Here is a 24985-nt window from a genome sequence, read left to right as displayed (position 1 = left end):
CGCCAACTTACACTGAGCCAGCGGTCCGCTTCCACGCAAGCCCCGGCGGGCGGCGCAACCGAAGAAAGCGACGATGAGCACCCTACTCCCCTCCACGGTCGTCCGCGCCTTCACGCCAACCGGCGTGCTGCGTGCCTCCATCAACCTCGGCAACCCGATCCTCGCGAGCAAGGACGCTGCAACCGGCGAACCGGTTGGCGTCTCGGTCGATCTGGCCCGCAGCTTCGCGCAGCGCCTGGGCATGCCGGTCGAGCTGGTTGTGTTCGAAAAAGCTGCGGCCTCGGTCGATGCGGTGCGCAACGACGAGGCCGACATCGGCTTCTTCGCCATCGATCCGGCACGCAGCGATGGCCTGCACTTCACGGCGCCCTACGTGCTGATCGAAGGCAGCTACCTGGTGCCCGCCGGCTCGGCCCTGCAGCGCAACGAGGACGTGGACCGCGAGGGCACCCGCATCGCGGTCGGCGCCGGCAGCGCCTACGACCTCTTCCTCACGCGCGAGATCGTCAAGGCGCAGCTGGTGCGCGTGCAGGGTGCGCAGGGCGTGTTCGACAGCCTGCAGGCGGGCGATGTCGAGGTGGCCGCGGGCATTCGCCAGGTGCTCGAGGCCGAAGCCGCGCGCAAGCCGGGCCTGCGGCTGCTGCCCGGGCGCTTCATGGTGATCCGGCAGGCCATGGGCACGCCGGCGTCGCGCGGCGCCGAAGCGGCTGCGGCGCTGGCCGTCTTCGTCGAAGAGATGAAGGCCGGCGGCTTCGTGGCCGAGGCGCTGGCGCGCCACCGCATCCAGGGCGCGAGCGTGGCACCGGCGGGTACGTCCGCGCCTTCTCAGGCGTAGCGTTCGAGGCCCAGGCCTTCCATGTCGATCTCGGGCTGACGGCCTGCGATGAGGTCGGCCATCACCCTGCCGGTGCCGGCGGCCATCGTCCAGCCCAGGGTGCCGTGCCCGGTGGCCAGCAGCAGGCCTGGAATCGGCGTGGCGCCCAGCAGTGGCGTGCCATCGGGCGTCATCGGGCGCAGGCCGGTCCAGAACTCTGCCCCTTCGACGCTGCCGCCTTCCGGAAACAGGTCGGTGACCACATGCTCGAGCGTGTCGCGCCTGCGGTCGTTCAGGCGCAGGTCATAGCCGGAAAGCTGCGCCGTGCCGCCGACGCGGATGCGTGCGCCCAGGCGGGTCACCGCGACCTTGAAGGTCTCGTCCATCACCGTCGACTCGGGCGCCATCGCGGCATCGGTGATCGGCACGGTGATCGAGAAGCCCTTGACCGGATAAACCGGCAAGCGGAGGCCCAGTGGCCTCAGGAGAAGCGGCGAATAGCTTCCCAGCGCGACCACGTAGCGGTCGGCATGGAAGGGCCCCGCGTCGGTATGGACAGCGACGATGCCTTCGGCATTGCGCACGATGTCGGTGATGGTCACGCCGAAACGGAAGCGCACCCCCGCGGCCTCGGCCAGCCGCGCCAGGCCGCGTGTGAACATGAAGCAGTCGCCGGTCTCATCGCCCGGCAGGCGCAGCCCGCCCACGAACTTGTGCCGCACGGCGGCCAGCGCCGGCTCGTATTGCAGGCAGCCCTCGCGGTCGAGCAGTTGGTATGGCACGCCGTAGGCCTCGAGGATCTCGATGTCCTTGCCCGTGGCGTCGAGCTGCTTCTGCGTGCGGAACAGCTGCAGCGTGCCCAGCGAGCGCTCGTCGTAGCGGATGCCGGTCTCGGCGCGCAGCTGCCGCAGGCAGTCGCGGCTGTATTCGGCCAGCCGCACCATCCGGCTCTTGTTGATCTCGTAGCGCGCCTGCGTGCAGTTGCGCAGCATGGCGACGCCCCAGCGCCACATGGCCGGATCGAGCATGGGCCGGATCACCAGCGGGCTGTGGCGCATGAGCAGCCACTTGACGGCCTTTGCCGGCACGCCGGGCCCGGCCCACGGCGCCGAGTAGCCGGGCGAGACCTCGCCCGCGTTGGCATAGCTGGTCTCCAGCGCCGGGCCGTCCTGGCGTTCGAGCACCGTGACCTCGTGGCCGGCCTTCGCAAGGTCGTAGGCGATCGTGGTCCCGATAACGCCGCTGCCCAGGATCAGGACATGCATGCGCCCTACCCCACGCCCAGGGCCGACAGCAGTTCCTGCGCCGAGAGCGGCTGCGGCCGGCTGGGCCAGGCTTCGATCAGCTCCACCATCTTCGCGCTCAGTGGCGCGCGAGCGCCGTTCGAGCGCGCGAGCCGCACCACCTCGCCGCACAGTTCGTTGACCTCGGTGCGGCGGCCGAGCGCCAGGTCGTCCGCCATGCTGGAGCGCGCCTTGTCGTCGATGCGCAGCATGCGCGCCGCGACCACCTTGAACAGCGCATCGGGCAGCCGCAGGATCGTGGGCATGCGGCGCGGCGACACGGCCGCAAGCTGCGCCGGCTTGATGTGGGCCCAAGCAAGTGCCTCCAGCGCCTCGTCCATCAGCGCCGCCAGGCAGCGGCGATAGCCCCGGTCCATCAGCTGCTGGCGCAGCGGCAGGCCTGACAGTGCATTGACCGGATTGTTGAGATTGAGCAGCAGCTTGCCCCACTGCACCGGCAGCATGTTCGCGTGCCGGTCGATCGGCACGCCGGCGCTATCGAACACGGCCAGCCAGGGCCGCAGCAGCGGGTGGTCCTGCACGGCCAGGCGGCCGGTCGTGCCCCTGTGAAAGGCGCCGCGATCGATCTCCGCCACGTTGTACGGCACCATGCCTGGCAGCACCCGCAGGCCGGGTGCCACCTGCGACGCCTTGGCGGCGTTCGAGATACCGTTCTGCAGCGAGACCACCGGCGTGCCCGGCGGCAGTGCTTCGCCGAGCTCGGCCGCGGCCTCCGTCGTGCCGCTGCTCTTCACGGTCAGCAGCACCAGGCCAGGCCGCACACCGCGCGGAATTCGCTCGGCCATGCGCAAGTTGCCTGGCGGCACGAAGCGCTGGCCGCCGTCCAGGTCGCTGACCCTCAACCCGTGCCGCTCCAGCGCCTCGAGCATGCGGGGACGGCCGACGAAGAACACCCGCACGCCTTCGGACGCGAGGCTGCCGCCGATGTAGCAACCGATCGCGCCCGCTCCCATCACCAATACGTCGACCGGTGGGACCTCAGCCATGGACGGGAGCGGCCGCCCACGGCGGCGCGAGAAAGTGGAAATCGATCCGGAAAGCCCCTTGCATCCGCGTGACTATGGCACGGACCAGCCCGGCTGGGCAGGGTGTCAGACCCGTTGCGCAACCCAGTCCTGCACCGAGGCGAGCGCCTTCGGAAGCCCGGCCGCATCGGTGCCCCCGGCCATCGCCATGTCGGCCTTGCCGCCGCCCTTGCCGCCCACCTGCTGCGCCACGAAATTGACCAGCTCGCCGGCCTTGAGCTTGCCCATGCTGTCGGCCGTGACGCCGGCCGCGAGCTGGACCTTGCTGCCGTCGACCGCCGCCAGCACGATGGCCGCCGTCTTGAGCTTGTCCTTGAGCTTGTCCATGGTCTCGCGCAGCGTCCTGGCATCGGCACCGTCCAGCTTGGCGGCCAGTACCTTGATGCCCTTGACCTCCACCGCCTGCGCCAGCAGCTCGTCGCCCTTGGAGGAAGCCAGCTTGCCCTTGAGCGCGCCGACTTCGCGCTCCAGCGCGCGCACCTGCTCGAGCACCTGCACCAGGCGCGGCTGCACCTCCGGCACCGGCGTCTTGAGCGTAGCCGCCACGCTGTTGACCGTGGCCTCGAGCGCCTGCAGGTAGGCCAGCGCATTCGCGCCGGTCACCGCCTCGATGCGGCGCACGCCGGCGGCCACGCCGCCCTCGCTCACGATCTTGAAGAGGCCGATGTCGCCGGTGCGCGCCACGTGCGTGCCCCCGCACAGTTCGCGGCTCGTGCCGATGTCGAGCACACGCACGCTCTCGCCGTACTTCTCGCCGAAGAGCATGACGGCGCCGGTCTTCTGGGCCGACTCCATGTCCATCACCCGCGCCTGGGTGGCCTCGTTGGCCAGGATCTCGGCATTGACGCGGCGCTCGATCTCGAGCACTTGCGCCGGCGCGACCGGGGCGTTGTGCGCGAAGTCGAAGCGCGTCTTGTCTGCATCGACCAAGGAGCCCTTCTGCTGGACGTGCCCGCCCAGCACCTCGCGCAGGGCCTTGTGCATCAGGTGGGTGACGCTGTGGTTGCGCATGGTGGCGGCGCGCAGCGCCGTGTCGACACGTGCCGTGACCGTGTCGCCCACCTTGAGCGTGCCCTGCGTCTGCGTGCCGTGGTGGCCGAAGACATCGGCCTTGATCTTCTGCGTGTCGTCGACGCCGAATTGCAGGCCTTCGGCGACCAGAACGCCCTGGTCGCCGACCTGGCCGCCGCTCTCTGCGTAGAAGGGCGTGGTGTCGAGCACCACGATGCCGGGCTGGCCCTCGTTGAGCTCCTGCACCGGGGCGCCTTCGAAGTACAGCGCCACCACGCGTGCCTGTTCTTCCAGGTGCTCGTAGCCGGTGAAGGCATTGGCGGTGCCTGCGTACTCGACGGCCCGGTCCATCTTGAACTTGCCGGCGGCGCGGCCTGCCGCCTTCTGCTTTTCCATCGCCGCATCGAAGCCGGCGGCATCGACCTCCACGCCGCGCTCGCGGCAGACGTCGGCCGACAGGTCCAGCGGAAAGCCGTAGGTGTCGTGCAGCTTGAAGGCCACGTCGCCCGGCAGCACCTTGGCACCGCCGGCCAATGCCGCGTCCAGGATCTCCATGCCGTTGGCGAGCGTCTCGAAGAAGCGCTCTTCCTCGGCCTTCAGTGTCTCGGTGATGCGCCGCTCGTCGGCGACGAGCTTGGGGTAGGCCTCGCCCATCAGCGCGACCAGGTCGGGCACCAGCTTGTGGAAGAAAGGCTTCTTCTGGCCCAGCTTGTAGCCGTGGCGGATGGCGCGGCGCACGATGCGGCGCTGCACGTAGCCGCGACCTTCGTTGCTGGGGATCACGCCGTCGGCCACCAGGAAGGCGGTGGCGCGGACGTGGTCGGCGATCACCCGCAGGCTCTTGTTGCCGAGGTCCTTCTCGCCGGTCTCGCGCGAGGCCGCCTTGACCAGCCGGTCGAACAGGTCGATCTCGTAATTGCTGTGCACGTGCTGCAGGATCGCGGCCAGGCGCTCCAGGCCCATGCCGGTGTCGACGCAGGGCGCGGGCAGCGGCTTGACGCTGCCGTCCGGCTGCATGTCGAACTGCATGAACACGTTGTTCCAGATCTCGATGTAGCGGTCGCCGTCTTCATCGGGCGAGCCGGGCGGACCGCCCGCGACCTCGGGGCCGTGGTCGTAGAAGATCTCGGAGCACGGGCCGCAGGGGCCGGTGTCGGCCATCATCCAGAAGTTGTCGGACATGTAGCGCCCGCCCTTGTTGTCGCCGATGCGCACCACGCGCTCGGGCGGCAGGCCGATGACCTGGGTCCAGATGTCGTAGGCCTCGTCGTCCTCCTGGTAGACCGTGGCCCAGAGCCGATCGGCCGGCAGCTTGTAGACCTGCGTCAGCAGCTCGAAGGCCCAGCTCAGCGACTCGCGCTTGAAGTAGTCGCCGAAGCTCCAGTTGCCGAGCATCTCGAAGAAGGTGTGGTGGCGCGCGGTGTAGCCCACGTTCTCCAGGTCGTTGTGCTTGCCGCCGGCACGCAGGCAGGCCTGCACGGAGGCCGCGCGCACGTAGGGGCGCTTGTCGGCGCCGAGGAACACGTCCTTGAACTGCACCATGCCGGAGTTGGTGAACATCAGGGTCGGATCGTTGCCCGGCACCAGCGAGCTCGACGGCACCACGGTATGACCCTTGGAGGCGAAGAAGTCGAGGAAGGACTTGCGGATGTCCGCGACGCTGAAGGTGGGCTGGCTCATCTTGGGATTGGAGTGCTGAGAGAGGCGGCCGGCTGCGGGCAGCCCCTGCGTCGAACCCACCTGACTGTTGATCTGCTGAGCCGATGATTATAGGTTTGGCCCTGCGATTGCCGCCCTCACTGCAGGGCCCGGCGGTGCGCCGGCGCCCGCCTATGTGCCGCCCGGGCAGAAGGCACAGGGGCCGGTGGTGCAGTTTCCGTAGACGCTCGAGCCGCGCCGCTGCGGCCCAGAGAGCACCGCGAGCCGAATCAACCGTGTCGGACCTCGAGGCCCCGGGCTGGCGACCAACGCACAATAGAGTTCGATTCGAATTCACAAGGAGCAGTTTGCAGATGAGACACGCCTCGGTACATGACTTTCTCGAACACGTCGCCAACCGCAACCCAGGACAACCGGAGTTCCTGCAGGCGGTGGCAGAAGTCATGGAGAGCCTCTGGCCCTTCATCGCGGCGCACCCCAAGTACGCGGAGCATGGCTTGCTGGAGCGGCTGATCGAACCCGAGCGCATCGTGATGTTCCGCATCGCGTGGACCAACGATCGCGGCGACGTGCAAGTCAACCGGGGCTACCGCATCCAGCACAGCTCGGCAGTGGGGCCCTACAAGGGCGGCATGCGTTTTCATCCGTCGGTGAACCTGTCGATCCTCAAGTTCCTCGCGTTCGAGCAGACGCTGAAGAACGCGCTGACCACGCTGCCCATGGGCGGCGGCAAGGGTGGCTCGGACTTCGACCCCAAGGGCAAGAGCCCAGGCGAGGTCATGCGCTTCTGCCAGGCGCTGGTGACCGAGCTGTTCCGTCATGTGGGCAGCGACACCGACGTGCCGGCCGGCGACATCGGCGTGGGCGGCCGCGAGGTCGGCTTCATGGCCGGCATGATGAAGAAGCTCAGCAACCGCGCCGACTGCGTGTTCACCGGCAAGGGCCTGAGTTTTGGCGGCTCGCTCATCCGCCCCGAGGCCACCGGCTATGGCACCGTGTACTTTGCCGAGCAGATGCTCAAGCGCGCGGGCCGCAGTTTCGACGGGCTGCGCGTCAGCGTCTCGGGCTCGGGCAACGTCGCGCAATACGCAGTGCAGAAGGCCATGGCGATGGGCGCGAAGGTGGTGACCGTGTCCGACTCCAGCGGCACCGTGATCGACGAGGACGGCTTCACCCCCGAAAAGCTCGCCGAGCTGATGGAGGTCAAGAACCACCTCTACGGCCGGGTGAGCGACTACGCAGATCGCACCAAGGCCAATTTCAAGGCCGGCATGAAGCCGTGGGCCGTGCCGGTCGATGTCGCCCTGCCCTGCGCGACGCAGAACGAACTGGGTGCCGACGATGCGGCCATGCTGGTGGCGAATGGTGTCAAGTGCGTCGCCGAAGGGGCCAACATGCCGACGACCATGGACGCGATCAAGCGCCTGCAGGATGCCGGCGTGCTCTACGCACCAGGCAAGGCCAGCAACGCCGGCGGCGTGGCGACGTCAGGGCTGGAAATGAGCCAGAACGCGATGCGCATTTCATGGCCGCGCGAGGAAGTCGACCGCCGCCTGCACGACATCATGGTGGGCATCCACGAGACCTGCGTGCAGCATGGGTCACAAGCGGACGGTAGCGTCAACTACGTGGATGGTGCGAACATCGCGGGCTTCGTCAAGGTGGCCGACGCGATGCTGGCGCAGGGCGTGGTCTGAACGTACGGGCCTTGGCTCGGCCCGGCGCGAGGCCGGGCCGCCATGCGTGGGCCGTGTTGTGGATCAGCGCGTGAGTGCGTTGATGACCACCGCGCTGATCACGCCGGTGGCGATGGCGGCGAGCACGTAGTCCGAGCCATTCTGGACCCAGTAGTAACCGCGCGGCGGCTGGCGCAGGCCATGGCCACGCCAGTCATTCACCACGTACTGCGGCTGGCGATATTGCGGCGGCAGGCGGTCGCCGCGATTGAAGCGTTGGTACTGGGGGTACGCGGGATAGGCTGCGGGCGGCGGGCCGCGGCGAGGTCCCCGGTGATCCATGCGGCGGTCCATGCGGCGGTCCATGCGGTTGTCTATCCGGTGGTCAGGGCGATTCATCTGATGCCCCGGCGGCGGGCCCATCCGGTGGGCATTGGCGCCAGGACCTGGACCACGATCCCGCTCGCGCGGCCCTGGTTGGGCAAAGACGGTGGCCGCACATGCGAAAGCCAAAGCGCCCAGCACTATTCGATTTGCATTCATCGTCAGTCCTTTTCTTGGTGAACCTGCGCATGTTAGGCGTCGAGGCGGTGGCCTGGCGTAGGTCGATGCCACGCATTGATCGCCGCCGCCCGCGCCGATGGTGGGACGATGAGGTCGGGCGGTATCCAGAAGGGTACAATCCGCACCCGCTGCGGGTGTAGTTCAATGGTAGAACGGCAGCTTCCCAAGCTTCATACGAGGGTTCGATTCCCTTCACCCGCTCCACCGATTGGTGAACACCGAGCTGCCCCTCAAGGTGACAGCCTCTGGCAGGTCCATTCAATCGGCGCCAACCATCCCAGCCAGTTCAGGCACAGCCGCAAACAAATCGGCGACCAGTCCATAGTCCGCCACACTGAAGATCGGCGCCTCTTCATCCTTGTTGATCGCCACGATCACCTTGGCGTCCTTCATGCCGGCCAGATGCTGGATGGCCCCTGAAATTCCTGCGGCGATGTACAGCTGCGGCGCCACGATCTTTCCGGTCTGGCCGACCTGCCAGTCGTTGGGTGCGTAGCCGGCGTCGACCGCGGCGCGGCTGGCGCCCAGCGCGGCGCCCAGCTTGTCGGCCAGCGGGGTCATGACTTCACTGAACTTCTCGGCCGAGCCCAGCGCCCGACCGCCGGAGACGACGACCTTGGCCGCCGTCAGCTCGGGCCGATCGCTCCTGGCGATCTCCGATGCCACGAAGGCGCTCTTGCCGCTGTCGGCAACCGCATCGATTCTTTCGATCGCGGCCGCGCCGCCGCTGGCCTGGGCCGGATCGAAGCCGGTCGTGCGCACCGTGATCACCTTGACCGCATCGACGCTTTGCACGATGGCAATCGCGTTGCCCGCATAGATCGGGCGCTCGAAGGTATCGGGCGCATCGACCTTGGTGATGTCGCTGATCTCAACGGCGCTCGACATGGGCGCGGATGTCGCCGGTCGGCCCGTCGATCCAGCCATGTGGCCGCGCCTTCGAGACCATGGTGTCGAGGTTCGCCAGCCACTGCGGCGTTGCCAGCGGTCCGGCCAGCGCACGCAGGCCATGCTGGGACACCCAGCAGGCGTGATCGTCTTCGAAACTCGCCGTGCCCGTGAAGTCCTGCAAGACGCGGTCTTTCAGGTTCGAGGCCGCGTGAATGACGATCTTGAACGACTTGAAATCGTCTGGCGATTGCAAGGACAGCGTACCGTCGGTCCAATGTATTTCCATGGGAATCGGGTGGATCTGTTGTGACAGGGTGATCAGGTTCGCGGCCGAGGTCGGGTCGCCTGGATCGATCAGGGGCCGATCAGATCGGCTCGGCTTCGCTCCTGGAATACGGCATGCCGGCACCCGTCACACCCTGCCCGGCCAATGCCTCGATGTCGTCTTCCCCGTACCCGAGCTCGCGCAGGATCTCGGCGCTGTGCTCGCCGAGCGCCGGCGGCGGCCGGTAGTTCGAGGGCGGTGTGCCATGCCATTCGCTCGGAACGGCCGTCTCGCGGATCATGCCGAGGGACGGCACGTCCTGCTCGCGGAAGAAGCCGATGTCCTTGAGGTGGGGATCGTCGAGCAAAGTCTCGAAGGTATGAACCGGGAACACCGGGATGTCCGCAGACTTGAGCAACTCGCGCCACTGCGCCGTGCTCTTGCGTGCCAGGTGCTGCTCGACGAACGCATTGAGTTCATCGGCGTGCTGCGTGCGCGTCGTGATGTTGGCCAGCCGGGGATCCGTCTCGTACATGTCACCCATGCCCAGGATTTCCAGGAACGCCTTCCAGTGATGGTCCTGATAGATCACGCAGCACACATGAGCGTCCAGGGTGCGAAAGGGCCGGCGTGCCGGCGACAGCAAGCGCGGATATCCGAAGTCCCCCCGGGCCGGAACGAACTTTTCTCCGTAGAGGTGATCGCCGAGCACGTAGGGCACCATGGTCTCGAACATGGGCACGTCCACCCGTTGGCCGCGGCCGGTCTTTTCGCGCGCATACAACGCCGACGCGATCACGCCGAAGGCATAGAGTCCGACGGACCGATCGGCCAGGTTGATGGGAATGAAGCGCGGCGTCCCGTCCACGCTCGGCGCCATCGCGCTGGGCATCGCGGTCGCGGCCTGGATGAGGTCGTCGAAGGCGGGCGACGGTGCATACCGGCCCCGCTGCGAAAAGCCGAACATGCCGACGTAGATCAGGCGTGCGTTGAGCGCGCTCAGCGCCTCGTAGGTCAGGCCCAATCGTTCCATCGCCGCCGGCCGGACGTTGTAGGTCAGCACGTCGGCCTTCGCGACGAGCTTGCGCAGAACCTCCAGGCCTTCGGGCGTCTTCAGGTTGAGCACCAGGCTGCGCTTGTTTCGATTGAGGCCCAGGTAGATCGGTCCCATGCGCTCGTCGCCCGCGGGTCCGATCTTGCGCGTGGCATCACCGGCCGGGGGTTCGATCTTCACCACGTCAGCGCCCAGGTCCGCGAGCATCTGGGTGGCGGACGGGCCCATGAGCACTGCCGTGATGTCCACCACGCGCACGCCTGCCAGAGGTCCGGAGAATTCCATGAAGGTCCTTGTGTGTGTGTGTCGTGTCGCTGTCGGTGCTGCTGTGGCTCAGCGCATGTACAGGCCGCCGTTCACATCGATGGTGGCCCCGGTGATGTAGCCGGCGTCGATCGAGGCGAGCCAGGCAACGGCCGCCGCAATCTCGCCCGGCAGCCCGACGCGCCCCAGGGGAATGCCCTGGACATGCTCGTACTTCTCGCCGGCACGCGCGGCCGGCACGGTCGAACGCAGCATCTGGGTGTCGATCGGGCCGGGCGCGATGGCATTCACGGTGATGGCCTGGCTGGCGAGTTCGCGCGCGCACACCTTGGTCAACGCGAGCACCGCGCCCTTGGATGCGCTGTAGGCGGCGCCTGCGGCCAGGCCGCCTTGCTGGCCGGCCAGCGAGGCGATGGTGATGATCCGCCCATGCTCCACAGGCACGGCGGCTCGGCGACGCGCCATCTCGCGAATGCACAGGAAGGTGCCGCGCGCATTGACGGCGTTGACGCCCTCCCACTCGTCCAGCGACAGATCCGTCAGAAGAACGCGCCCGGGCACGCTCGCGGTGCTCAGGAGCCCGGCGAAGCAGCCCAGCACGGCGACCGGGCCGATCTCGCCTTCGACCTGATCGAAGGCCGAACGCACGGAGGTCTCGTCGCTGACGTTCATCCCGATGCCTCGATGTCCCGTGCCCGGCAGCGATTCGGCCGCCGTGCGGGCGCCTACCGCGTCGAGATCGGCGATGACCACGGTCATGCCGTCGGCGGCGAAACGTTCGGCCGTGGCCTGCGCAAGGCCGCCGGTGCCGCCCGTCAGCAGCGCCACGCGCCTGGATGGTTGTTGACTCGACATCGTCGATTCCTTCACGCCGCGGGCGGGCTGGCGGGCGGGCCGTACACGCCCTTTTCCAGCATGGCCTTGGAGCCCAGGTCCGCGCCATGCCAGCGCGTGAAATAGCCCGCGGTCAGCCCGCCGTCCACCGCGAGCGTCGTGCCATTGATGTAGGACGCACCGTCCGACAAGAGGAACAAGGTGGCATGGGCCTGCTCGTCGGCTCGCGAGAAGCGGCCCATCGGGACGCGATCCACCATCGCGTTCTGCACGTGTTCCGGCGGCGCCACCTTGCGCAGCAAGGGCGTATCCACCACGCCGGGCGCCACCGCGTTGACGCGAACACCGTAGCGGCCCCATTCGATTGCAAGCGAGCGCGTCAGCCCCACGACGCCGTGCTTGGACGCGGCATAGTGGGATCGCCCTGCATGGCCGCCCAGCGCGTCGGTAGACGCGATCGTCACGATTGCGCCGCGGCCGCGCGCCAGCATGCGCTGACCCACCGGGCGAACGCTGTGGAAGACGCCGCTCAGGTTGATGTCGATCACCAGGTCCCAGGTCTCCTGCGCCATCTGCTCCGCGGGCTCGGGGCGCGAGACGCCGGCGCATGCAGCCAGGCCATCGATGGGCCCGAGCTCCCGCTCGATGGCCTCGACGGCGGCCTCGCAGCCGGCCTTGTCCCGCACATCCACGGCGTGGGCGACGACCGTGGCCTCGGGCATGGCCTTGAGCTCCGTCAATGCGGCATCGATCTGCTGCGTGGAGCTGTCCAGGAGCGCAACGCGCGCGCCCTGCCGAAGCGCCTCTCGCGCCACCGCCAAACCAATGCCGGAAGCGCCGCCGGTGACCGCGATGACGCGGCCTGCGAGTCCATAGTTCACGTGTTGTTCCTTCGATTCAAAGTCCGGGGCGTGCCCGGTGGACATAGGCAACGGCGATGTCACCGATGCCGCTGGTATTCGGCCTTGTAGCCAAGGCGCATGGAGAGGCCCGCCGCCACGGCACGCAGTCGCTCGACCGCGCCATCGTCCACGCGAAACTCCTTCGCGTCGCCGAGCATGGCGATGGCCAGGACGATGGCGCCCTTGGCATCGAACACCGGTGCGGCCACGGCGGTCACCGGGTGCTCGTTCACGCCCGGCGTCATGGCATCGGTGATGGTGCCGACGCCACGCGCGCGGACCTCGCGCAGGTAGTTCTCGACGTCGTCGCGGGTGCGAAATCGCCGTTCGTCGCCCGGCTCCTGCTGCGCCAGTTCCTGGTCGAGGTACGGCCCGGTCACCTCGCGCGGCGCGTAGGCCGCGAACAGCGCGCCCGTGGACGACCCGAGCAGGGAAACCACCAGCCCGCAGCGCACACTGGTGCGCAGAGGCCGGCTCGACTCGCGCCACCAGATCATGGTGGGGCCCAGGTTTCCCCACACCGAGATGCCGACCGTGCGGTCGGTCTCTCGACCGAGCTCGTCGGTCAAGGGCCGCGCCGCATGGATCGCCGACAGCGTCGCGACGTTGGCCTCGTCGACCTCCGCCGGCGCCACCGGCTCGTGCGCGTGGACCACCATGTACTTCCCGCTGCGAAGCGCCAGGGCCGGGCGCCCATGGTTGCGGATGCGCAGGACGCGCCCGAGGAACACGACGTGATCGCCGCCCGGATACGTCGCCTCGCGACGGCACTCGATCTGCGCGACGCAGCCGTCGAGCAGCGGCACGCCGTCGGCGCTCGGCGTGAAAGCCACGCCGTCGAACTGATCGACTGCCGACTTGGCAAAGCGCTGCGACAACGCGATCTGGTCTTCCGCGAGGATGTTGACCACGAAATGGTCGGCGGTGCTGTAGATCGGGAAGTTCGACGCATTGAGCCGCAGGCTCCACAGGATCAGCGGCGGGTCCAGCGACACCGAGCTGAAGGAGTTGGCGGTCAACCCGTAGCGGCGCCCGTCCGGCCCCACGGTCGTGATGACCGTGACGCCGGTGATGAACTCACCCAGGCAACGACGGAAGTCGACCGAGCTGAACTCGGTGATCGTGCCGACATCCCCAGTGCTTGCGACGGCGCTCATGGACGCTCAACCTACCTTGCGCGGGGCTGCCTCGTGCTGTGCGAAGGCCTTGTCCGCCGCGCCGCGCCGCAGGGCCTTGAACTCCTCGACCCGTTCGGCCATCACGTTGTAGGTGGCGATGCGATTGGCATTGGCGCCGCTGAAGTGGGGCATGACGTAGCGCGCATAGAGCTCGAAGGACTTCATGGTCTGGTCCCAGTCGGCCCAGTCCACGTGCTGCGCCAGGAACACGCCGAACTGGCCCTGCTTGCCGCGCAGCCGCTCGATCATGGCAATGGCGTCCTCGGGCGTTCCGATGACGGCACGGCCGGAATCGATCAGGATGTCGACCGGGTCCCGGCCGTCTTTCGGGAACGGGTTGGGCGAGGCCATGTCGTAGTAGCGAACCCAACGGTCCAGGCCGTGGCGGACGTTCTCGCGCGCTTTTTCGCGGGTCTCGGCAAGGTGCACCGGCGCAACCAGGCGCAGCTTGGCCGGGTCCATGGTGTTGCCGTACTGGGCAGCCACCTCGTTGGCGATCCTCCAGTTGCTTGCGAGCACGTCGAATGCACCCACCTGGGACGCGGCAACGCACAACATCGACATGCCGAACTTCCCCGCGGCGCGGCCGCCGGACGGCGTTCCCGCACTGGCCACGGCCATCTCCAGCGGCTGGGAATACGGCAGCAGGTGGGCACGCGCCTCGACCAGGTTGAACCACTCGGTCTTGGCAGTCACGGACTCGCCGCGCAGCAGCCGGACGATCACATCCATCGCTTCGAGCAGCATGTCGCGCGTCTTCTCCGGGTCGATCCCCATCATCAGCGCATCGGACATCAACAGCCCGGGACCGAAGCCGAAGGACACGCGGCCCATCGTCTGATGATCGAGCTGGGCGATCCGGTTGGCGACCACCAGGGGGTTGTGATACGGCAGCGTCATCACGCCGGTGCCGAAGCGGATGCGGCGCGTGACTTCGGCAGCTGCCGCGATGAACAGGTCAGGCGACGCGATGATCTCGAAGCCGCCCGAGTGATGCTCACCCACCCACAGCTCGGCGAAACCCAGCTTGTCCAGATGCTGCGCCAGCTCGATGTCGCGGCGCAGCCATGTGGTGGGGCTTTCCTCGTTCGGGTGATAGGGGGCGAGGAACACGCCGTGCTGGAGGGGGATCTGGGACATTGGGTCTCCTGTCTGGACTTCGGAATGAAGAGGGTCGCAAGGCAAAGCAAATTGACCTGGCAAGTTCGAGTGGACAATGGTCTTAAAGATCTGTCAATAGTACTTGTTAGGATTTGAAAGATGCGATGAGCCATCGCCTCGCAGGTCACCAGCACGCTTCCAACAACGCGCGCAGCTGCAATGGGCCATCAACCCGACGGGGATTGCGCTGCAGGAAGTGGTCGGCGCCAGCATCGGCGACTACCGCATCGAAGTCGGCGTGTTGCAGACCCGTGTCGCGCAGCCGCCCAGGCAGGCCCAGGTCGACGAACAGGGCTTCGAGCGCTTCGATGACATCCATCGTCGGCGGCTCCGCGCCGGCGGCTGCCGGGAGGCTGGCCCGCACCTTCCACAAACGCTCCTGCGTCGCCGGCAGGTTGAAGCGCATGGTGTGCGGCAGCACGATGGCGTTGACGATGCCATTGGCGACGTCGCTGCGATGGCCGATGGCGTGGCCCAGCACCGAAGCGAGACCCCCTCCGGCCTGATCGGTGCCCTGCCCGCACAGGACGGCCGCCAGCACGAGTCGCGCCCGCAGTGGCGCATCCGGCGGTTCATCTCGCATCGCAGGCAAGTCTTTCGCCAGCAGGCGCAGTGCATGCATCAGCAGGGCATCGGACAACGGATCGCTGCTTTCCGACTCCAGCCCTTCCACCGACATAACGAGTGCATTCAACGCGGCAGAGCGGATCAAGCCTTCCGGCGCCGTGGCAAGCAAGGCGTGATCGATGAACACTGCCTTTGCACGGGTCTTCGGATCGAACAACGCCAGCCGGTCGCCACCGGCGTCCTGCACCGCGCTGCCGGCCTTCACGCAAGCCGTGGTGGGCGTGGTCGGCAAGACGAACTGCGGCAGCTTGGGTTTGCCCAGCCTCGGGCTGCGCATCTGGCCATCGCTGTCGATGCGGGTGGCCAGGTCGCTCACACGGCCTCCTTCCGCCGCCAGGATGCCAGCCGCGCGTGCCGTCACGATGGCCGAGCCGCCCCCCAGCGCGACGACAGCGTCGGCCCTTGCGTCGGCGATGCCGGCTGCGCCCTCCTCGACGCTGGCCACGGGGCTGTGCCCGCGCACGCCCGGAAAGACCGCTGCCAGTCGATCGCCCAGCGCGTGCGCGACCCGGTCCAGCGCCCCGCCCGGCCGGCTCAGCGTGGCGCCGCAAAAGACGATCGCTCGTCGGCATCCCGCGCGGTCGAGCTCGCGCGGCAGTGCCTCCAGCGCCTGTTCGCCACAATGAAGCCGCAACGCGTTGAAGTGGTGCTGGAAACCCGTCATATTGGTATTGGAAAGAATGCGTCGAGTCTAGGCTAGTGCTATAAGCTTGTCATTAGTCTTTCTATACACCTGAGGAGAGCTGGATGTCACTTGCAGCCGCCTATGCCCCTGGGAGCATGAACCACGCACCGCTGCGAGCCGGGCCCATCACGCTGTACGCACAGCTCGCGGGCATCTTGCGCGATCGCATCGTCACCGGGCTGTGGAAGCCTGGTGACGAGATTCCGACGCTCGAACAACTGGTCGAAGAGTTCGCGGTGGCGCGGGTCACGGTGCGCCAGGCAGTCCAGATCCTTGTGGAGGAAGGCCTCTTGTCGAGCCAGCGCGGCCGCCGCACATGCGTGACCTTCGATCCCGCCAGCGTCGATGCCCCGCTGTTCTCTTCGACCGGATCGATCGACGACGACGACGGCAACAGCTATTCGATCAAGGTGCTCTCGCTTCAGGAGTTCGACCAGCTGCCGGCGCAGTTCGCCGGGCTGGGCACGCCTGCCGGAAAGTACGTTCGCATCCGCAAGGTCGATGGACTCAACGGATCGCCCTACACGGTCTCGGACAACTATGTGGCCTTGTCGCTGTACCAGCGCTTTCCCTCGGGCAGTGAGCACACCATCAAGCTGAGCCGCCTGGTGCGCGACAACGCGAGCCCGCCGCTCACGTCGGCCATCGAACGCACGTCGATCTCCGTGGCCACCTATGAAGACGCCACGCATCTGCAGGTGGCGGTCGGCAGCCCGGTGGCGCACGTGATGCGGGCCTTCTTCGCGCCCAACCGCCTGTTGGTCTACCTCGGCGTGCTAGTCTATCGAGCCGACCGCTTCGCAGTCGAACGCGACGTTAGCTACGCACTGGCGGCCGCGCCCGGCCAGGCGGACCGCACGAGCGACCCGAGGCCGCTGATGTCCGCCGGCTCGGCGACCCACCCCGGTCGCCGTGTCGGCTGAGGCCGCTCACGCCTTCTCAGACCAGGCCGGACCTTTCGCCCAGGCCTTCCATCGTGTCGGCGAACTCGTCGAGGATGTCGTAGATCACCTGGCGAACCGAGCTCTCGTGGTTGATGGTTCCCACGATCTGGCCGACCGGGCAGGTCATGTAGTCGAGCGCGCGCGCACGGTCGATGCGCAGGCGAGCCTCGACATTCAGCACGCTTTGCCAGGGCATGGGCAGGGGCTTGGGTGCATCGGGCTGCACCCAGGCCTCGGTGTACTTGCTGCGCAGCATGCGCCCCGGCTTGCCGGTCTTGGAGCGCGTCTGCACGGCGTCACCCGATCTGGCCTTGAACAGCAACTGCTTCATCTCCTCGGTCAGATCGCTTTCACGGGTGCCATGCCAGATCGACCCGCACCAGATGCCCTGCGCACCGAGCGCGAATGCCGCGACCATCTGGCGTCCCCGCCCGATGCCGCCGGCCGCCAGAACCGGCATGGGTGCGACCGCGTCCACCACTTCCGGCCAGAGGACCATCGAGCTCACCACGCCGGTATGGCCGGCTGCCTCCGTTCCCTGGGCGATCACCAGGTCGAGCCCGGCCTCCTTGTGCTTGAGGGCGTGTTCGACCTTTCCCGTCATGGCACCCACCTTGATGCCCTGCGCGTGCAGGCGCTCGAGGATGGGACGCGGCGGCGAGCCGAGTGCACTGACGACCAGCTTCACGTTCGGGTGGCGCAAGGCGACATCGAGCAGCTCGCCGGCAAATTCGGGGGTCATGTGCAGGCGGCCGAGTTCGGCCTGCATCAGCTCCTCCCGCTCCGCGGCTGGAAGTGGAGGAATACCCGCCGCATCGAGCAGCTCGCGCTGCCACTTCACATGGTCCGGCGAAAGGCGGGACGGATCGAGGGAAGCCTCGCCCACCGTCTCGTACTTCTGCGGCAGCAGCAGGTTGACGCCGTAGGGCTTGTCGCCGACCTCCTCGTCGATCCACTTGAGCTCCCACTCGAGTTCCTCGGGGGTGTAGTAGGCGGTTCCAAGACACCCCAAACCACCTGCCTTGGTGATCTCTGCCACCACGTTGCGGCAGTGGGAAAAACCGAACACCGGGATCTCGATGTTGAACATGCTGCACATGGCATTCTGGGTCACGTTGTCTCCTTCAAAGGGCATGGATTGCGGCATCGGGCCGCCGAGGAAAGTCCGGCAATGAAAGCTCTCGCTCGGAAGTTCCGATAATGGTACATTAAGCACACCGCCTTGAAAACATCTGCTTCCAAAAATGCCGCATGACAAGCCACTCACGGGCCCGCTCTCGGGCCTGAAGATCGTCGACCTCACCGCCGTGCTGATGGGACCGTCCGCCACGCAGATGCTCGCCGACCTGGGTGCAGACGTGATCAAGGTCGAGACCAGCGTGGGCGACGCGACCCGAAAGATCGGGCCGCAGGGCGACGCCGGAATGGGCCCTGTCTACCTTGCCGCCAACCGGAACAAGCGCAGCATCGTGCTGGACCTGGCAAAGCCTCCGGGCCGGGAAGCCTTTCTGCGGCTGGTGAAGGACGCGGATGTGCTGACGACCAATGTCCGGCCGGATGGAATGAAGCGCTTGCGCCTGACCTACCAGGACGTGGCCGAGGTCAACGAGCGCATCATCTACGTGAGCATGGTCGGCTTCTCGCAGCGCGGACGCTATGCGCGCTCGCCGGCTTTCGACGACCTGATCCAGGCCGCCACCGCGGTGCCGTGGGCCGTGGCCGCCAACACCGACGACGAGCCGCATTACGTACCCGTGAACATCGCCGATCGCTCGGTCGGCCTGTACGCCTTCGGCATCGTGCTGGCCGCGGTGTACAGCCGCAACCAGACGGGCAAGGGGCAGCAGGTGGACGTGCCCATGTTCGAAACCATGGTGCCTTACGTGCTCGGCGACCATCTCTATGGCCACAAGTTTCTGCCGCCTCAGGGTGACTTCGGGTATCCCCGCCTGCTGGCGAAGGCCCGGCAGCCGTACCGCACCAAGGACGCCTGGGTTTGCTGCGCCATCTACCACGACCATCACTGGAAGGCATTTCTCGAAGTGGTCGGCATGGGTCACCTGTGGGGCACGGACCCGCGCCTGACGACGATGACCACGCGCACCGCGCACAGCGAAGAGCTCAACGCGTTCGTGCGCGACCAGCTCGTTCTGCGCACCACGGCGCAATGGCAGGAAGCGCTGGCCACGGCGGATATTCCGGTGTTTCCGATGAACACCTTCGAAAGCCTGCTGGACGACCCCCATCTGCGCGACATCGGCTTCTTCTCCGAAGTCGACCATCCGCACGTGGGCAAGATCCGGGAGATGGCGGTGCCGAGCGAATGGCACGGCACTCCGCCGGCGAACTACCGTCCCCCGCCCCTGCAGGGAGAACAGAGCGCCGACATACTGCGCGAGGTCGGGTACAGCGAGTCACAGATCGAGCAGATGCTGCAAGACGGCATCACCCACCAGCCGCCCGCAAGCCCAGGGGGTACTGGAGACCGCGGCTGAAGCCGCTGAACCCGCAACGATTTATTCACGACGTCCGAGGTCGCCATGACATGCAATCGCCGCACCGCCACTGCCGCCCTGTTGGCCATCCTGGGATCGACCGGCGCACGCGCCCAGCAGGTCACGAAGTTCATCACCGGCAGCGCGCCCGGTGGCGGGACCGACGTCCTCACGCGCCTGCTGGCCGACCAGATGGGCCGCGTGCTGGGGCGAACCATCATCGTGGAGAACAAGCCCGGCGCCTCGTACAACATTGCCGCGGACCATGTGGCCAAGGCGCCGCCGGACGGCAATACGGCGCTCGTGACCTTCAACGTCCATCCGATCGCTGGCGCGCTGCACCCCCATCTGCCCTTCGATCCCGTGACCAGCTTCCAGGCGGTGGGCATCATCGCGACCACGCCCTATGCGCTGGTGGCCACGCCATCCCTCCCCGGCTCCAACCTCAAGGAAGTTCTCGACCTGGCGCGCACCCAGCGCCGCTCGCTCACCTTCGCGTCCATCGGCATCGGAACGCCGCAGCACCTGATGCTCGAGCGGCTGAAGCAGCAGAGCGGCGTGGACATCCAGATGGTTCACTACAAGAACCCTTCGCTCGGCCAATCGGACGTGACGGCCGGCCATGTCGACTTCACGCTGTCGACCATCGCGTTCTGCGAACCGCTGGTGCGCGCCGGACGGATGAAGATGCTGGCGGTGACCAGCCCGCAGCGCCTGCCGGAGCTTCCCGACGCACCGACAGTCAAGGAGATGGGCTACCAGGGCTTCGTCACGGATGGCTGGTACGCGATGCTGCTGCCCGCACGCACGCCGCCTGAGATCGTGAAGACCTACAACGATGCGCTCAACAAGGTCCTGGCCGACCCGGCGGTGCTTCAGAAGTTCAAGGCAACCAACCTGGTGGCCACGCCGGGCAAGCCCGAGGTGCTCGACCGGCAGATCCGCGAAGACGCCGCCATGTGGAAGAAGGTCATCACCGAGCAGGGCATCAAGCCGGAGTGAGGCCGGTGCCCGTGTTCATTCTGCGGGCCTCGCCTGCCGCTTGATGTATCGGGCGAGCGACCACTTGTGAACCTCGGTCGGGCCGTCGTAGATGCGAAAGGCCCTGACTTCCCGAAAGATCTGCGCCACGATGGTGTCCGCGCTCACGCCGGTTCCTCCCATCACCTGGACACAGCGATCGGCGACGCGGTACAGCGCTTCCGACACCGCGACCTTGGCCATCGAGCTTTCCACGCTCGCCTGCGAGCCGCCGTCGAGCGCGTCGGCGCACCACTCGATCATCAGCGCGGCCTGCCGCAGGTCGATCAGGTTTTCGGACAGCATGAAGCCGACGCCTTCATGATCGACCAGGGGTTTGCCGAAGGCCTTGCGTTGCAGCGCATAGGCGGTCGCGATGCCCTGCGCGCGCACCGCGCCGCCATGCCAGCGCATGCAATGCGACAGGCGCGCCGGGGCCAGTCGCACCTGTGCGTAGCGCAGGCCCTCGCCCGGCCCACCCAGCACGTCTTCGTCGGGCACCTCCAGCGCGTCGATCATCACGATCGAGTGGCCGCCCGGCATGGAGCTGTCGATGGTGTCCAGCACGCGCTCGATGCGCACCCGGGGATGCGGCAGATGCACCAGGAACATCGTCGCCTCGACCGCATCGCCTGTGCCGGTTCGGGCCATGACGATGCCCACGCCGGCGCCGTCCGCACCCGTGATGAAAGCCTTCCGGCCGGAGATCGACCAGCCGCCCGGCGTGCGGATGGCGCGGGTCTTCAGCATGGACGGGTCCGATCCAGCCCCGTCCTCGGCGGCAGGCTCCGTCATGAAGAAGGCCGATCGCACCCTGCCCTGCACCAGCGGCTCCAGGAAGCGCTCGCGCTGGGATGCCGTGGCCACCTTGCCGAGCAGGAACATGTTGCCCTCGTCGGGCGCGGCGGTGTTCACAGCGACCGGGCCGAGCGGCGACAGGCCGGAACGCTGAAGCACGGCCGCTGTTTCACGCTGGGTGAGATGGCTGCCGTCGTCCAGGATGTGCGGCGTCATGACACCCGCGGCTGCGGCCGCCGCACGCAGTTCGTTCACCAGTTCGGCGCTCGGCCCGTGCGAGGTGCACCGAGGATCGCGCTCAAAAGGAATGACGATGTCCCTCACGAAACCTTCGACGCGGTCGGCGATTTCGCGCGAGCGCGCGGTCGGCGCCTTGATCAGGTAGATGTCTTGGATGGTCATAGGCCAGAGATTGTCCGACCGTCGAAGTCCCGGCCCGGACGCGCCCGTGACAGGCGCTCACCTGTCCGCCAGAGAAGGCCTCATGCCGCTTCCCCGTGGTCCGCTGCGAGCGAGACCAGCACCTTGCCGCGGTTGTGCCCCTGCAGCATCCCGATGAAGGCAGCGGGCGCGCTGGCCAGCCCCTGGCTCACGTCCTCGCGCATGCGGATCCGCCCCTCGGACCACCAGCGCGCCATGTCTCGCTCGAACGCACCGCGCAAGTGCAGGTGATCCGAGGTGATGTAGCCGCGAATCGTCAGGCGCTGCGTCAAGAGCCGGTACCAGCCAGGGCCCGTGGCCGGTGGCGCGTTGTATTCGGAGATGAGGCCGCACACGACGATGCGTCCACCACGCGCCATGAGGGGCCATACCGCGTCGCGCGACACACCGCCGGCATTCTCGAAACTCACGTCGATGCCATCGGGGCAGGCGCGCGCGAGGGCCTGCGCCAGATCGGGATCGTGGTGGTCCACACAGGCATCGAAGCCGAACTCCTCGACCGCGGCGCATTGCTTGTCCGCGCCTCCGGCGATGCCCACGACGCGACACCCGTGGATGCGCGCGATCTGCCCCACTACCGAGCCCACCGCGCCGGCAGCGGCGCTCACCACCACCGTCTCGCCCTGCCTGGGCCGGCCGTGTTCGAGGAGGCCGATGTAGGCGGCGAGTCCGGAAGTGCCCAAGGGGCCCAGCCAGGCAGGCGGCGGCGCCAGCTGCGGATCGATCTTGTTGAGGTCGCCACCAGGCAATGCGGAAAAGCCTTGCCAGCCACCGCGCATGGCCATGGCCATGTCTCCGGGTTCGAAGTCAGGGTGGCGACTGTGCAGGACGGTGCCGATCGCCTGCCCATAGACCACATCGCCCAGCGACATGGGCGCGCTGTACGAGCCCGCCTCGTCCATGCGCAGGCGGGCAGCCGGCGCGAGCCCCAGCCAGTCGTGGCGCATCAGCACCTGGCCATCGGCAGGCGATGGGACCGGCGATTCGACAAGCGCGAAGTCGTCGGGCCGGGGCAGTCCCCGCGGCCGCGCCGTGAGGACGATCTGTCGATTCGAGGGCATCAGTAGGACTTGGGCAGGCCGAGGACCTTCTCGGCGATGAAGCACAGGATCAGTTCGCGGCTGACCGGCGCGATGCGCGGCAGGATCGTCTCGCGCAGGTAGCGCTCGACATGGAACTCCTTGGCGTATCCGAAGCCCCCGTGCGTGCGGACCGCGCGATCGCACGCGCGGAACGAGGCCTCGGCCGCCAGGTATTTCGCTGCGTTCGCCTCGGCGCCGCAGGGCTTGCCGGAGTCGTAGAGTTCGGCCGCGTGCCAGGTCATGAGGTCGGCGGCCTCCAGCTCCATCCAGCTTTCGGCGAGCGGGTGCTGGATCGACTGGTTCTTGCCGATGGGGCGTCCGAACACCACGCGATCCTTGGCGTACTCGGTCGCCTTGCCCAAGGCTCGGCGGCCCAGGCCCACCACTTCGGCGGCGATGATGATGCGCTCGGGATTCAGGCTGTCCAGCAGGACCTTGAAGCCCTGTCCCTCCTCGCCGATGCGGTCTTCCACCGGCACTTCGAGCCCTTCGATGTAGATGGAGTTGGAATCGACCGCCGCGCGCCCGAGCTTCTCGATCTCCTGCACCTGGATCGCCTTGCGGTCGAAGTCGGTGCAGAACAGCGTCATGCCGTCGGTGGGCCGTGCGCATTCTTCCAGCGGCGTCGTCCGTGCCAGCAGCATGATCTTGTTCACCACCTGGGCGGTCGACGTCCAGACCTTCTGGCCATTGACGATATAGCGATCGCCCCTCCTGACGGCCCGCGTCGTGATGGCCGTCGTGTTCAGGCCGGCGTCCGGCTCCGTCACACCAAAGCAGGCCTGGTCCTGCCCGGTCGCCAGCCGCGGCAGGATGCGCCTCTTCTGCTCCTCGGTGCCGTGCACCGTGACTGCATGCGGGCCAAATACGCCTGCCTGGATGGTGGAGCAGGCAGCGATAGCGCCGGCCGATCCGCCGACGACCTGCATCAGCAAGGCCGCCTCCGTCACGCCCAGCCCGGCCCCGCCGTATTCCTCGGGGATCGTGATCCCGAGCCAGCCAGCTTCCTTGGCGGCGGCGTGGTAGGCCGCCGGCCATTCATGCTTGAGATCCTTGTCGAGCCAGTACGCGTCGTCGAAGCGATCGCAGATCTTCTTGGCGGAGTCGTGAATCTGTTGACGCAAAGGCGTCATGACCAATCCGGGCATGGGGTTCTCCTGCAAGGTTGACTGGCGCCGGCACGGGTAGGTCCGATGCCGGCGCGGCAACGGCAAGAATAGAGTAGTCCTAATGAGCGGTCAACCGACTTTATCGAATCGACCTGATCCATCGATGGGCCGGTCGCTCTAATCGAGCCCCCCTGCGCCGCCCAGGCCGGATCAGTCGGACTTGATGTTCAGCTCCCTGATCAGCCCGGCCCACATCTGCGCATCGCCCTGCACCTGCCGATCGAGCACTGCGGGGGTGCCGGGCGTCGGCATGATGCCCTGCGCCTCCAGCCGCTCCTTCACGGGTGAGGTGCTCAAGGCCTTGTTGAGTGCGTCGTTGTAGCGCTGCACGACAGCCTCCGGCGTGGCCGCCGGCAGCAGGAGCGCGAACCATCCGAGCGACACGAAGTGAGGGAATCCGGCCTGAGTCACGGTCGGCACATCCGGCAGCTCGGGCAGGCGCTTGTCGCCGGTGACCGCCAGCGCCTTGAGCCGGCCGGCCTTGATCTGCGGCATTGCGAGACTGGGCGTGGCCAGGGCCATGTTCACGTGCCCCGCGATCACATCGTTGCTGGCCAGCGCGCCGCCCTTGTAGTGCACCATGGTGATGTCGATGCCCGCCTCCTTCTTCAGGCGCTCCATCGTCAGGTGCTGCGGCGATCCCGCGCCCGTCGAGCCGAAGGACAGTGGCGTAGCGGCGGCCCGGGCCTGCACCAGCACCTCGCGGAGGTTGCGTCCTGGCAAAGTCGGCGTGGCCACGAGGACATAGGCAGTAGTCCCGATCATGCCGACCGAGCGAAAGTCCTTGATCGGATCGAACGGAAGATGGGGAAACAGCGCGCCGACGGCGGGATGGGCGTTGTAGATCAAGAGCAGGTTGTTGCCGTCCGGGGGCGACTTGGCGACCAGCTCGGCAGCGATGTTGCTCGAGGCGCCCGGCTTGTTGTCGACGATGAAGGTGCGGTTGAGGGTGCGAGTGAAGCTGTCGGCCAGCAAACGGGCCACGGCGTCGGAGCTGGCGCCGGCCGCACTCCCCACGACGATGCGGGCTGCACCGCCAGCACTATCGCGCGCAGCGGCCGTAGCAGCCGAAAGAGCAAGCAAGAGCGCAGCAGCAGCGACACCAAACCGGCGGGAAGCGGA

21 protein-coding genes, 1 tRNA gene and 1 pseudogene are annotated in these 24985 nt (G+C 67.3%); 6 read left to right on the top strand and 17 right to left on the bottom strand.

The genetic code is table 11. The annotated features are described in order from the left end of the window. The first annotated feature begins 73 nt into the window (after positions 1–73). Positions 74–835, top strand: a complete 762-nt coding sequence (locus tag G3W89_RS13870) for a transporter substrate-binding domain-containing protein (RefSeq protein WP_162574622.1) — start codon at positions 74–76, stop codon at positions 833–835. Here G3W89_RS13870 and G3W89_RS13865 read toward each other — a convergent pair. From G3W89_RS13865 to alaS, 3 genes are all read right to left on the bottom strand, one after another. Continuing rightward, positions 826–2079, bottom strand: a complete 1254-nt coding sequence (locus G3W89_RS13865; protein WP_162574621.1) for a D-amino acid dehydrogenase — start codon at positions 2077–2079, stop codon at positions 826–828. The genes G3W89_RS13870 and G3W89_RS13865 overlap by 10 nt on opposite strands. A gap of 5 nt (positions 2080–2084) precedes the next feature. Further along, a complete protein-coding gene (locus G3W89_RS13860) occupies positions 2085–3104 on the bottom strand; it encodes a 2-dehydropantoate 2-reductase (protein WP_162574620.1) in 1020 nt (339 codons plus the stop codon). 105 nt (positions 3105–3209) lie between these two features. After that, positions 3210–5834 (bottom strand): alanine--tRNA ligase, encoded by a 2625-nt coding sequence (alaS, locus tag G3W89_RS13855; RefSeq protein WP_162574619.1) that lies wholly within the window; start codon positions 5832–5834, stop codon positions 3210–3212. Positions 5835–6166: 332 nt separating this feature from the next. Here alaS and gdhA point away from each other — a divergent pair, with 332 nt between their 5' ends. Continuing rightward, positions 6167–7510 carry an NADP-specific glutamate dehydrogenase gene (gdhA, locus tag G3W89_RS13850; protein ID WP_162574618.1) on the top strand — a complete coding sequence of 448 codons (1344 nt, stop codon included), beginning with the start codon at positions 6167–6169 and terminating at the stop codon, positions 7508–7510. 63 nt (positions 7511–7573) lie between these two features. Here the strand turns inward: gdhA and G3W89_RS13845 are convergent, their stop codons facing one another. Continuing rightward, the gene (locus G3W89_RS13845) at positions 7574–7888 is read right to left on the bottom strand and encodes an RcnB family protein (protein ID WP_232076537.1); all 315 of its coding nucleotides are present in this window, start codon (positions 7886–7888) and stop codon (positions 7574–7576) included. Positions 7889–8183: 295 nt separating this feature from the next. On the opposite strand from G3W89_RS13845, the gene G3W89_RS13840 reads away from it, so the two are divergent. Next, positions 8184–8257 (top strand) — tRNA-Gly (locus G3W89_RS13840). A gap of 54 nt (positions 8258–8311) precedes the next feature. On the opposite strand, the pseudogene G3W89_RS13835 reads toward G3W89_RS13840, so the two are convergent. The 8 genes and pseudogenes from G3W89_RS13835 to G3W89_RS13800 form a co-directional block, all read right to left on the bottom strand. Next, positions 8312–8926 (bottom strand): annotated as a pseudogene (locus G3W89_RS13835) (electron transfer flavoprotein subunit alpha/FixB family protein); the annotation flags it as partial. Further along, positions 8925–9230 (bottom strand): hypothetical protein, encoded by a 306-nt coding sequence (locus G3W89_RS13830; RefSeq protein ID WP_162574616.1) that lies wholly within the window; start codon positions 9228–9230, stop codon positions 8925–8927. The pseudogene G3W89_RS13835 and the gene G3W89_RS13830, both read right to left, overlap by 2 nt. Before the next feature lie 79 nt (positions 9231–9309). Then, the gene (locus G3W89_RS13825) at positions 9310–10548 is read right to left on the bottom strand and encodes a CaiB/BaiF CoA transferase family protein (RefSeq protein ID WP_162574615.1); all 1239 of its coding nucleotides are present in this window, start codon (positions 10546–10548) and stop codon (positions 9310–9312) included. Between the two features lie 48 nt (positions 10549–10596). Further along, complete coding sequence (locus G3W89_RS13820) at positions 10597–11382, bottom strand: SDR family NAD(P)-dependent oxidoreductase (protein WP_162574614.1); 786 nt, start codon at positions 11380–11382, stop codon at positions 10597–10599. 11 nt (positions 11383–11393) lie between these two features. Beyond that, the gene (locus tag G3W89_RS13815) at positions 11394–12242 is read right to left on the bottom strand and encodes an SDR family NAD(P)-dependent oxidoreductase (protein ID WP_197893554.1); all 849 of its coding nucleotides are present in this window, start codon (positions 12240–12242) and stop codon (positions 11394–11396) included. A 59-nt stretch (positions 12243–12301) separates the two neighbouring features. Further along, positions 12302–13420, bottom strand: a complete 1119-nt coding sequence (locus G3W89_RS13810; protein WP_162574612.1) for a flavin reductase — start codon at positions 13418–13420, stop codon at positions 12302–12304. A gap of 6 nt (positions 13421–13426) precedes the next feature. Next, positions 13427–14581 (bottom strand): LLM class flavin-dependent oxidoreductase, encoded by a 1155-nt coding sequence (locus G3W89_RS13805; protein WP_197893553.1) that lies wholly within the window; start codon positions 14579–14581, stop codon positions 13427–13429. Between the two features lie 145 nt (positions 14582–14726). Then, the gene (locus tag G3W89_RS13800; protein WP_162574611.1) at positions 14727–15893 is read right to left on the bottom strand and encodes an iron-containing alcohol dehydrogenase family protein; all 1167 of its coding nucleotides are present in this window, start codon (positions 15891–15893) and stop codon (positions 14727–14729) included. Positions 15894–15976: 83 nt separating this feature from the next. On the opposite strand from G3W89_RS13800, the gene G3W89_RS13795 reads away from it, so the two are divergent. Next, positions 15977–16837, top strand: a complete 861-nt coding sequence (locus G3W89_RS13795) for a GntR family transcriptional regulator (RefSeq protein ID WP_162574610.1) — start codon at positions 15977–15979, stop codon at positions 16835–16837. Positions 16838–16853: 16 nt separating this feature from the next. Here the strand turns inward: G3W89_RS13795 and G3W89_RS13790 are convergent, their stop codons facing one another. Next, positions 16854–17972, bottom strand: a complete 1119-nt coding sequence (locus tag G3W89_RS13790; protein ID WP_232076535.1) for an NAD(P)H-dependent flavin oxidoreductase — start codon at positions 17970–17972, stop codon at positions 16854–16856. Positions 17973–18102: 130 nt separating this feature from the next. Between G3W89_RS13790 and G3W89_RS13785 the strand changes: the two genes are divergently transcribed. Together G3W89_RS13785 and G3W89_RS13780 are read left to right on the top strand one after the other, a co-directional pair. Then, positions 18103–19353 (top strand): CaiB/BaiF CoA transferase family protein, encoded by a 1251-nt coding sequence (locus tag G3W89_RS13785; protein ID WP_162574609.1) that lies wholly within the window; start codon positions 18103–18105, stop codon positions 19351–19353. Between the two features lie 45 nt (positions 19354–19398). Then, the gene (locus G3W89_RS13780) at positions 19399–20355 is read left to right on the top strand and encodes a Bug family tripartite tricarboxylate transporter substrate binding protein (protein ID WP_162574608.1); all 957 of its coding nucleotides are present in this window, start codon (positions 19399–19401) and stop codon (positions 20353–20355) included. Positions 20356–20370: 15 nt separating this feature from the next. Here G3W89_RS13780 and G3W89_RS13775 read toward each other — a convergent pair whose 3' ends face one another. From G3W89_RS13775 to G3W89_RS13760, 4 genes are all read right to left on the bottom strand, one after another. Next, on the bottom strand, positions 20371–21573 hold the full coding sequence (locus tag G3W89_RS13775; RefSeq protein ID WP_162574607.1) for an acyl-CoA dehydrogenase family protein: 1203 nt from the start codon (positions 21571–21573) through the stop codon (positions 20371–20373). Positions 21574–21653: 80 nt separating this feature from the next. After that, positions 21654–22673: an NADP-dependent oxidoreductase gene (locus G3W89_RS13770; protein WP_174258260.1), complete on the bottom strand. Its 1020-nt coding sequence runs from the start codon at positions 22671–22673 to the stop codon at positions 21654–21656. Beyond that, positions 22673–23842: an acyl-CoA dehydrogenase family protein gene (locus tag G3W89_RS13765; protein ID WP_232076533.1), complete on the bottom strand. Its 1170-nt coding sequence runs from the start codon at positions 23840–23842 to the stop codon at positions 22673–22675. Before G3W89_RS13765 ends, G3W89_RS13770 begins: the two co-directional genes overlap by 1 nt. A gap of 171 nt (positions 23843–24013) precedes the next feature. After that, positions 24014–24946, bottom strand: coding sequence for a tripartite tricarboxylate transporter substrate binding protein (locus G3W89_RS13760; protein WP_162574606.1), 933 nt, complete (start codon positions 24944–24946; stop codon positions 24014–24016). Between the last annotated feature and the right edge of the window lie 39 nt (positions 24947–24985).

Source organism: Variovorax sp. PBL-H6, from assembly GCF_901827155.1.
Classification (GTDB): Bacteria; Pseudomonadota; Gammaproteobacteria; order Burkholderiales; family Burkholderiaceae_C; genus Variovorax.
The sequence above is the reverse complement of the archived record's forward strand: the minus strand, read 5'-3'. Positions and strand labels throughout refer to the sequence as shown.

Excerpts from the sequence above, each read along its gene's own strand:
- G3W89_RS13870 (WP_162574622.1), top strand. The coding sequence starts at position 74 with ATGAGCACCCTACTCCCCTCCACGGTCGTCCGCGCCTTCACGCCAACC.
- G3W89_RS13865 (WP_162574621.1), bottom strand. The coding sequence starts at position 2,079 with ATGCATGTCCTGATCCTGGGCAGCGGCGTTATCGGGACCACGATCGCC.
- G3W89_RS13860 (WP_162574620.1), bottom strand. The coding sequence starts at position 3,104 with ATGGCTGAGGTCCCACCGGTCGACGTATTGGTGATGGGAGCGGGCGCG.
- alaS (WP_162574619.1), bottom strand. The coding sequence starts at position 5,834 with ATGAGCCAGCCCACCTTCAGCGTCGCGGACATCCGCAAGTCCTTCCTC.
- gdhA (WP_162574618.1), top strand. The coding sequence starts at position 6,167 with ATGAGACACGCCTCGGTACATGACTTTCTCGAACACGTCGCCAACCGC.
- G3W89_RS13845 (WP_232076537.1), bottom strand. The coding sequence starts at position 7,888 with ATGAATCGCCCTGACCACCGGATAGACAACCGCATGGACCGCCGCATG.
- G3W89_RS13830 (WP_162574616.1), bottom strand. The coding sequence starts at position 9,230 with ATGGAAATACATTGGACCGACGGTACGCTGTCCTTGCAATCGCCAGAC.
- G3W89_RS13825 (WP_162574615.1), bottom strand. The coding sequence starts at position 10,548 with ATGGAATTCTCCGGACCTCTGGCAGGCGTGCGCGTGGTGGACATCACG.
- G3W89_RS13820 (WP_162574614.1), bottom strand. The coding sequence starts at position 11,382 with ATGTCGAGTCAACAACCATCCAGGCGCGTGGCGCTGCTGACGGGCGGC.
- G3W89_RS13810 (WP_162574612.1), bottom strand. The coding sequence starts at position 13,420 with ATGAGCGCCGTCGCAAGCACTGGGGATGTCGGCACGATCACCGAGTTC.
- G3W89_RS13805 (WP_197893553.1), bottom strand. The coding sequence starts at position 14,581 with ATGTCCCAGATCCCCCTCCAGCACGGCGTGTTCCTCGCCCCCTATCAC.
- G3W89_RS13800 (WP_162574611.1), bottom strand. The coding sequence starts at position 15,893 with ATGACGGGTTTCCAGCACCACTTCAACGCGTTGCGGCTTCATTGTGGC.
- G3W89_RS13795 (WP_162574610.1), top strand. The coding sequence starts at position 15,977 with ATGTCACTTGCAGCCGCCTATGCCCCTGGGAGCATGAACCACGCACCG.
- G3W89_RS13785 (WP_162574609.1), top strand. The coding sequence starts at position 18,103 with ATGCCGCATGACAAGCCACTCACGGGCCCGCTCTCGGGCCTGAAGATC.
- G3W89_RS13780 (WP_162574608.1), top strand. The coding sequence starts at position 19,399 with ATGACATGCAATCGCCGCACCGCCACTGCCGCCCTGTTGGCCATCCTG.
- G3W89_RS13775 (WP_162574607.1), bottom strand. The coding sequence starts at position 21,573 with ATGACCATCCAAGACATCTACCTGATCAAGGCGCCGACCGCGCGCTCG.
- G3W89_RS13770 (WP_174258260.1), bottom strand. The coding sequence starts at position 22,673 with ATGCCCTCGAATCGACAGATCGTCCTCACGGCGCGGCCGCGGGGACTG.
- G3W89_RS13765 (WP_232076533.1), bottom strand. The coding sequence starts at position 23,842 with ATGCCCGGATTGGTCATGACGCCTTTGCGTCAACAGATTCACGACTCC.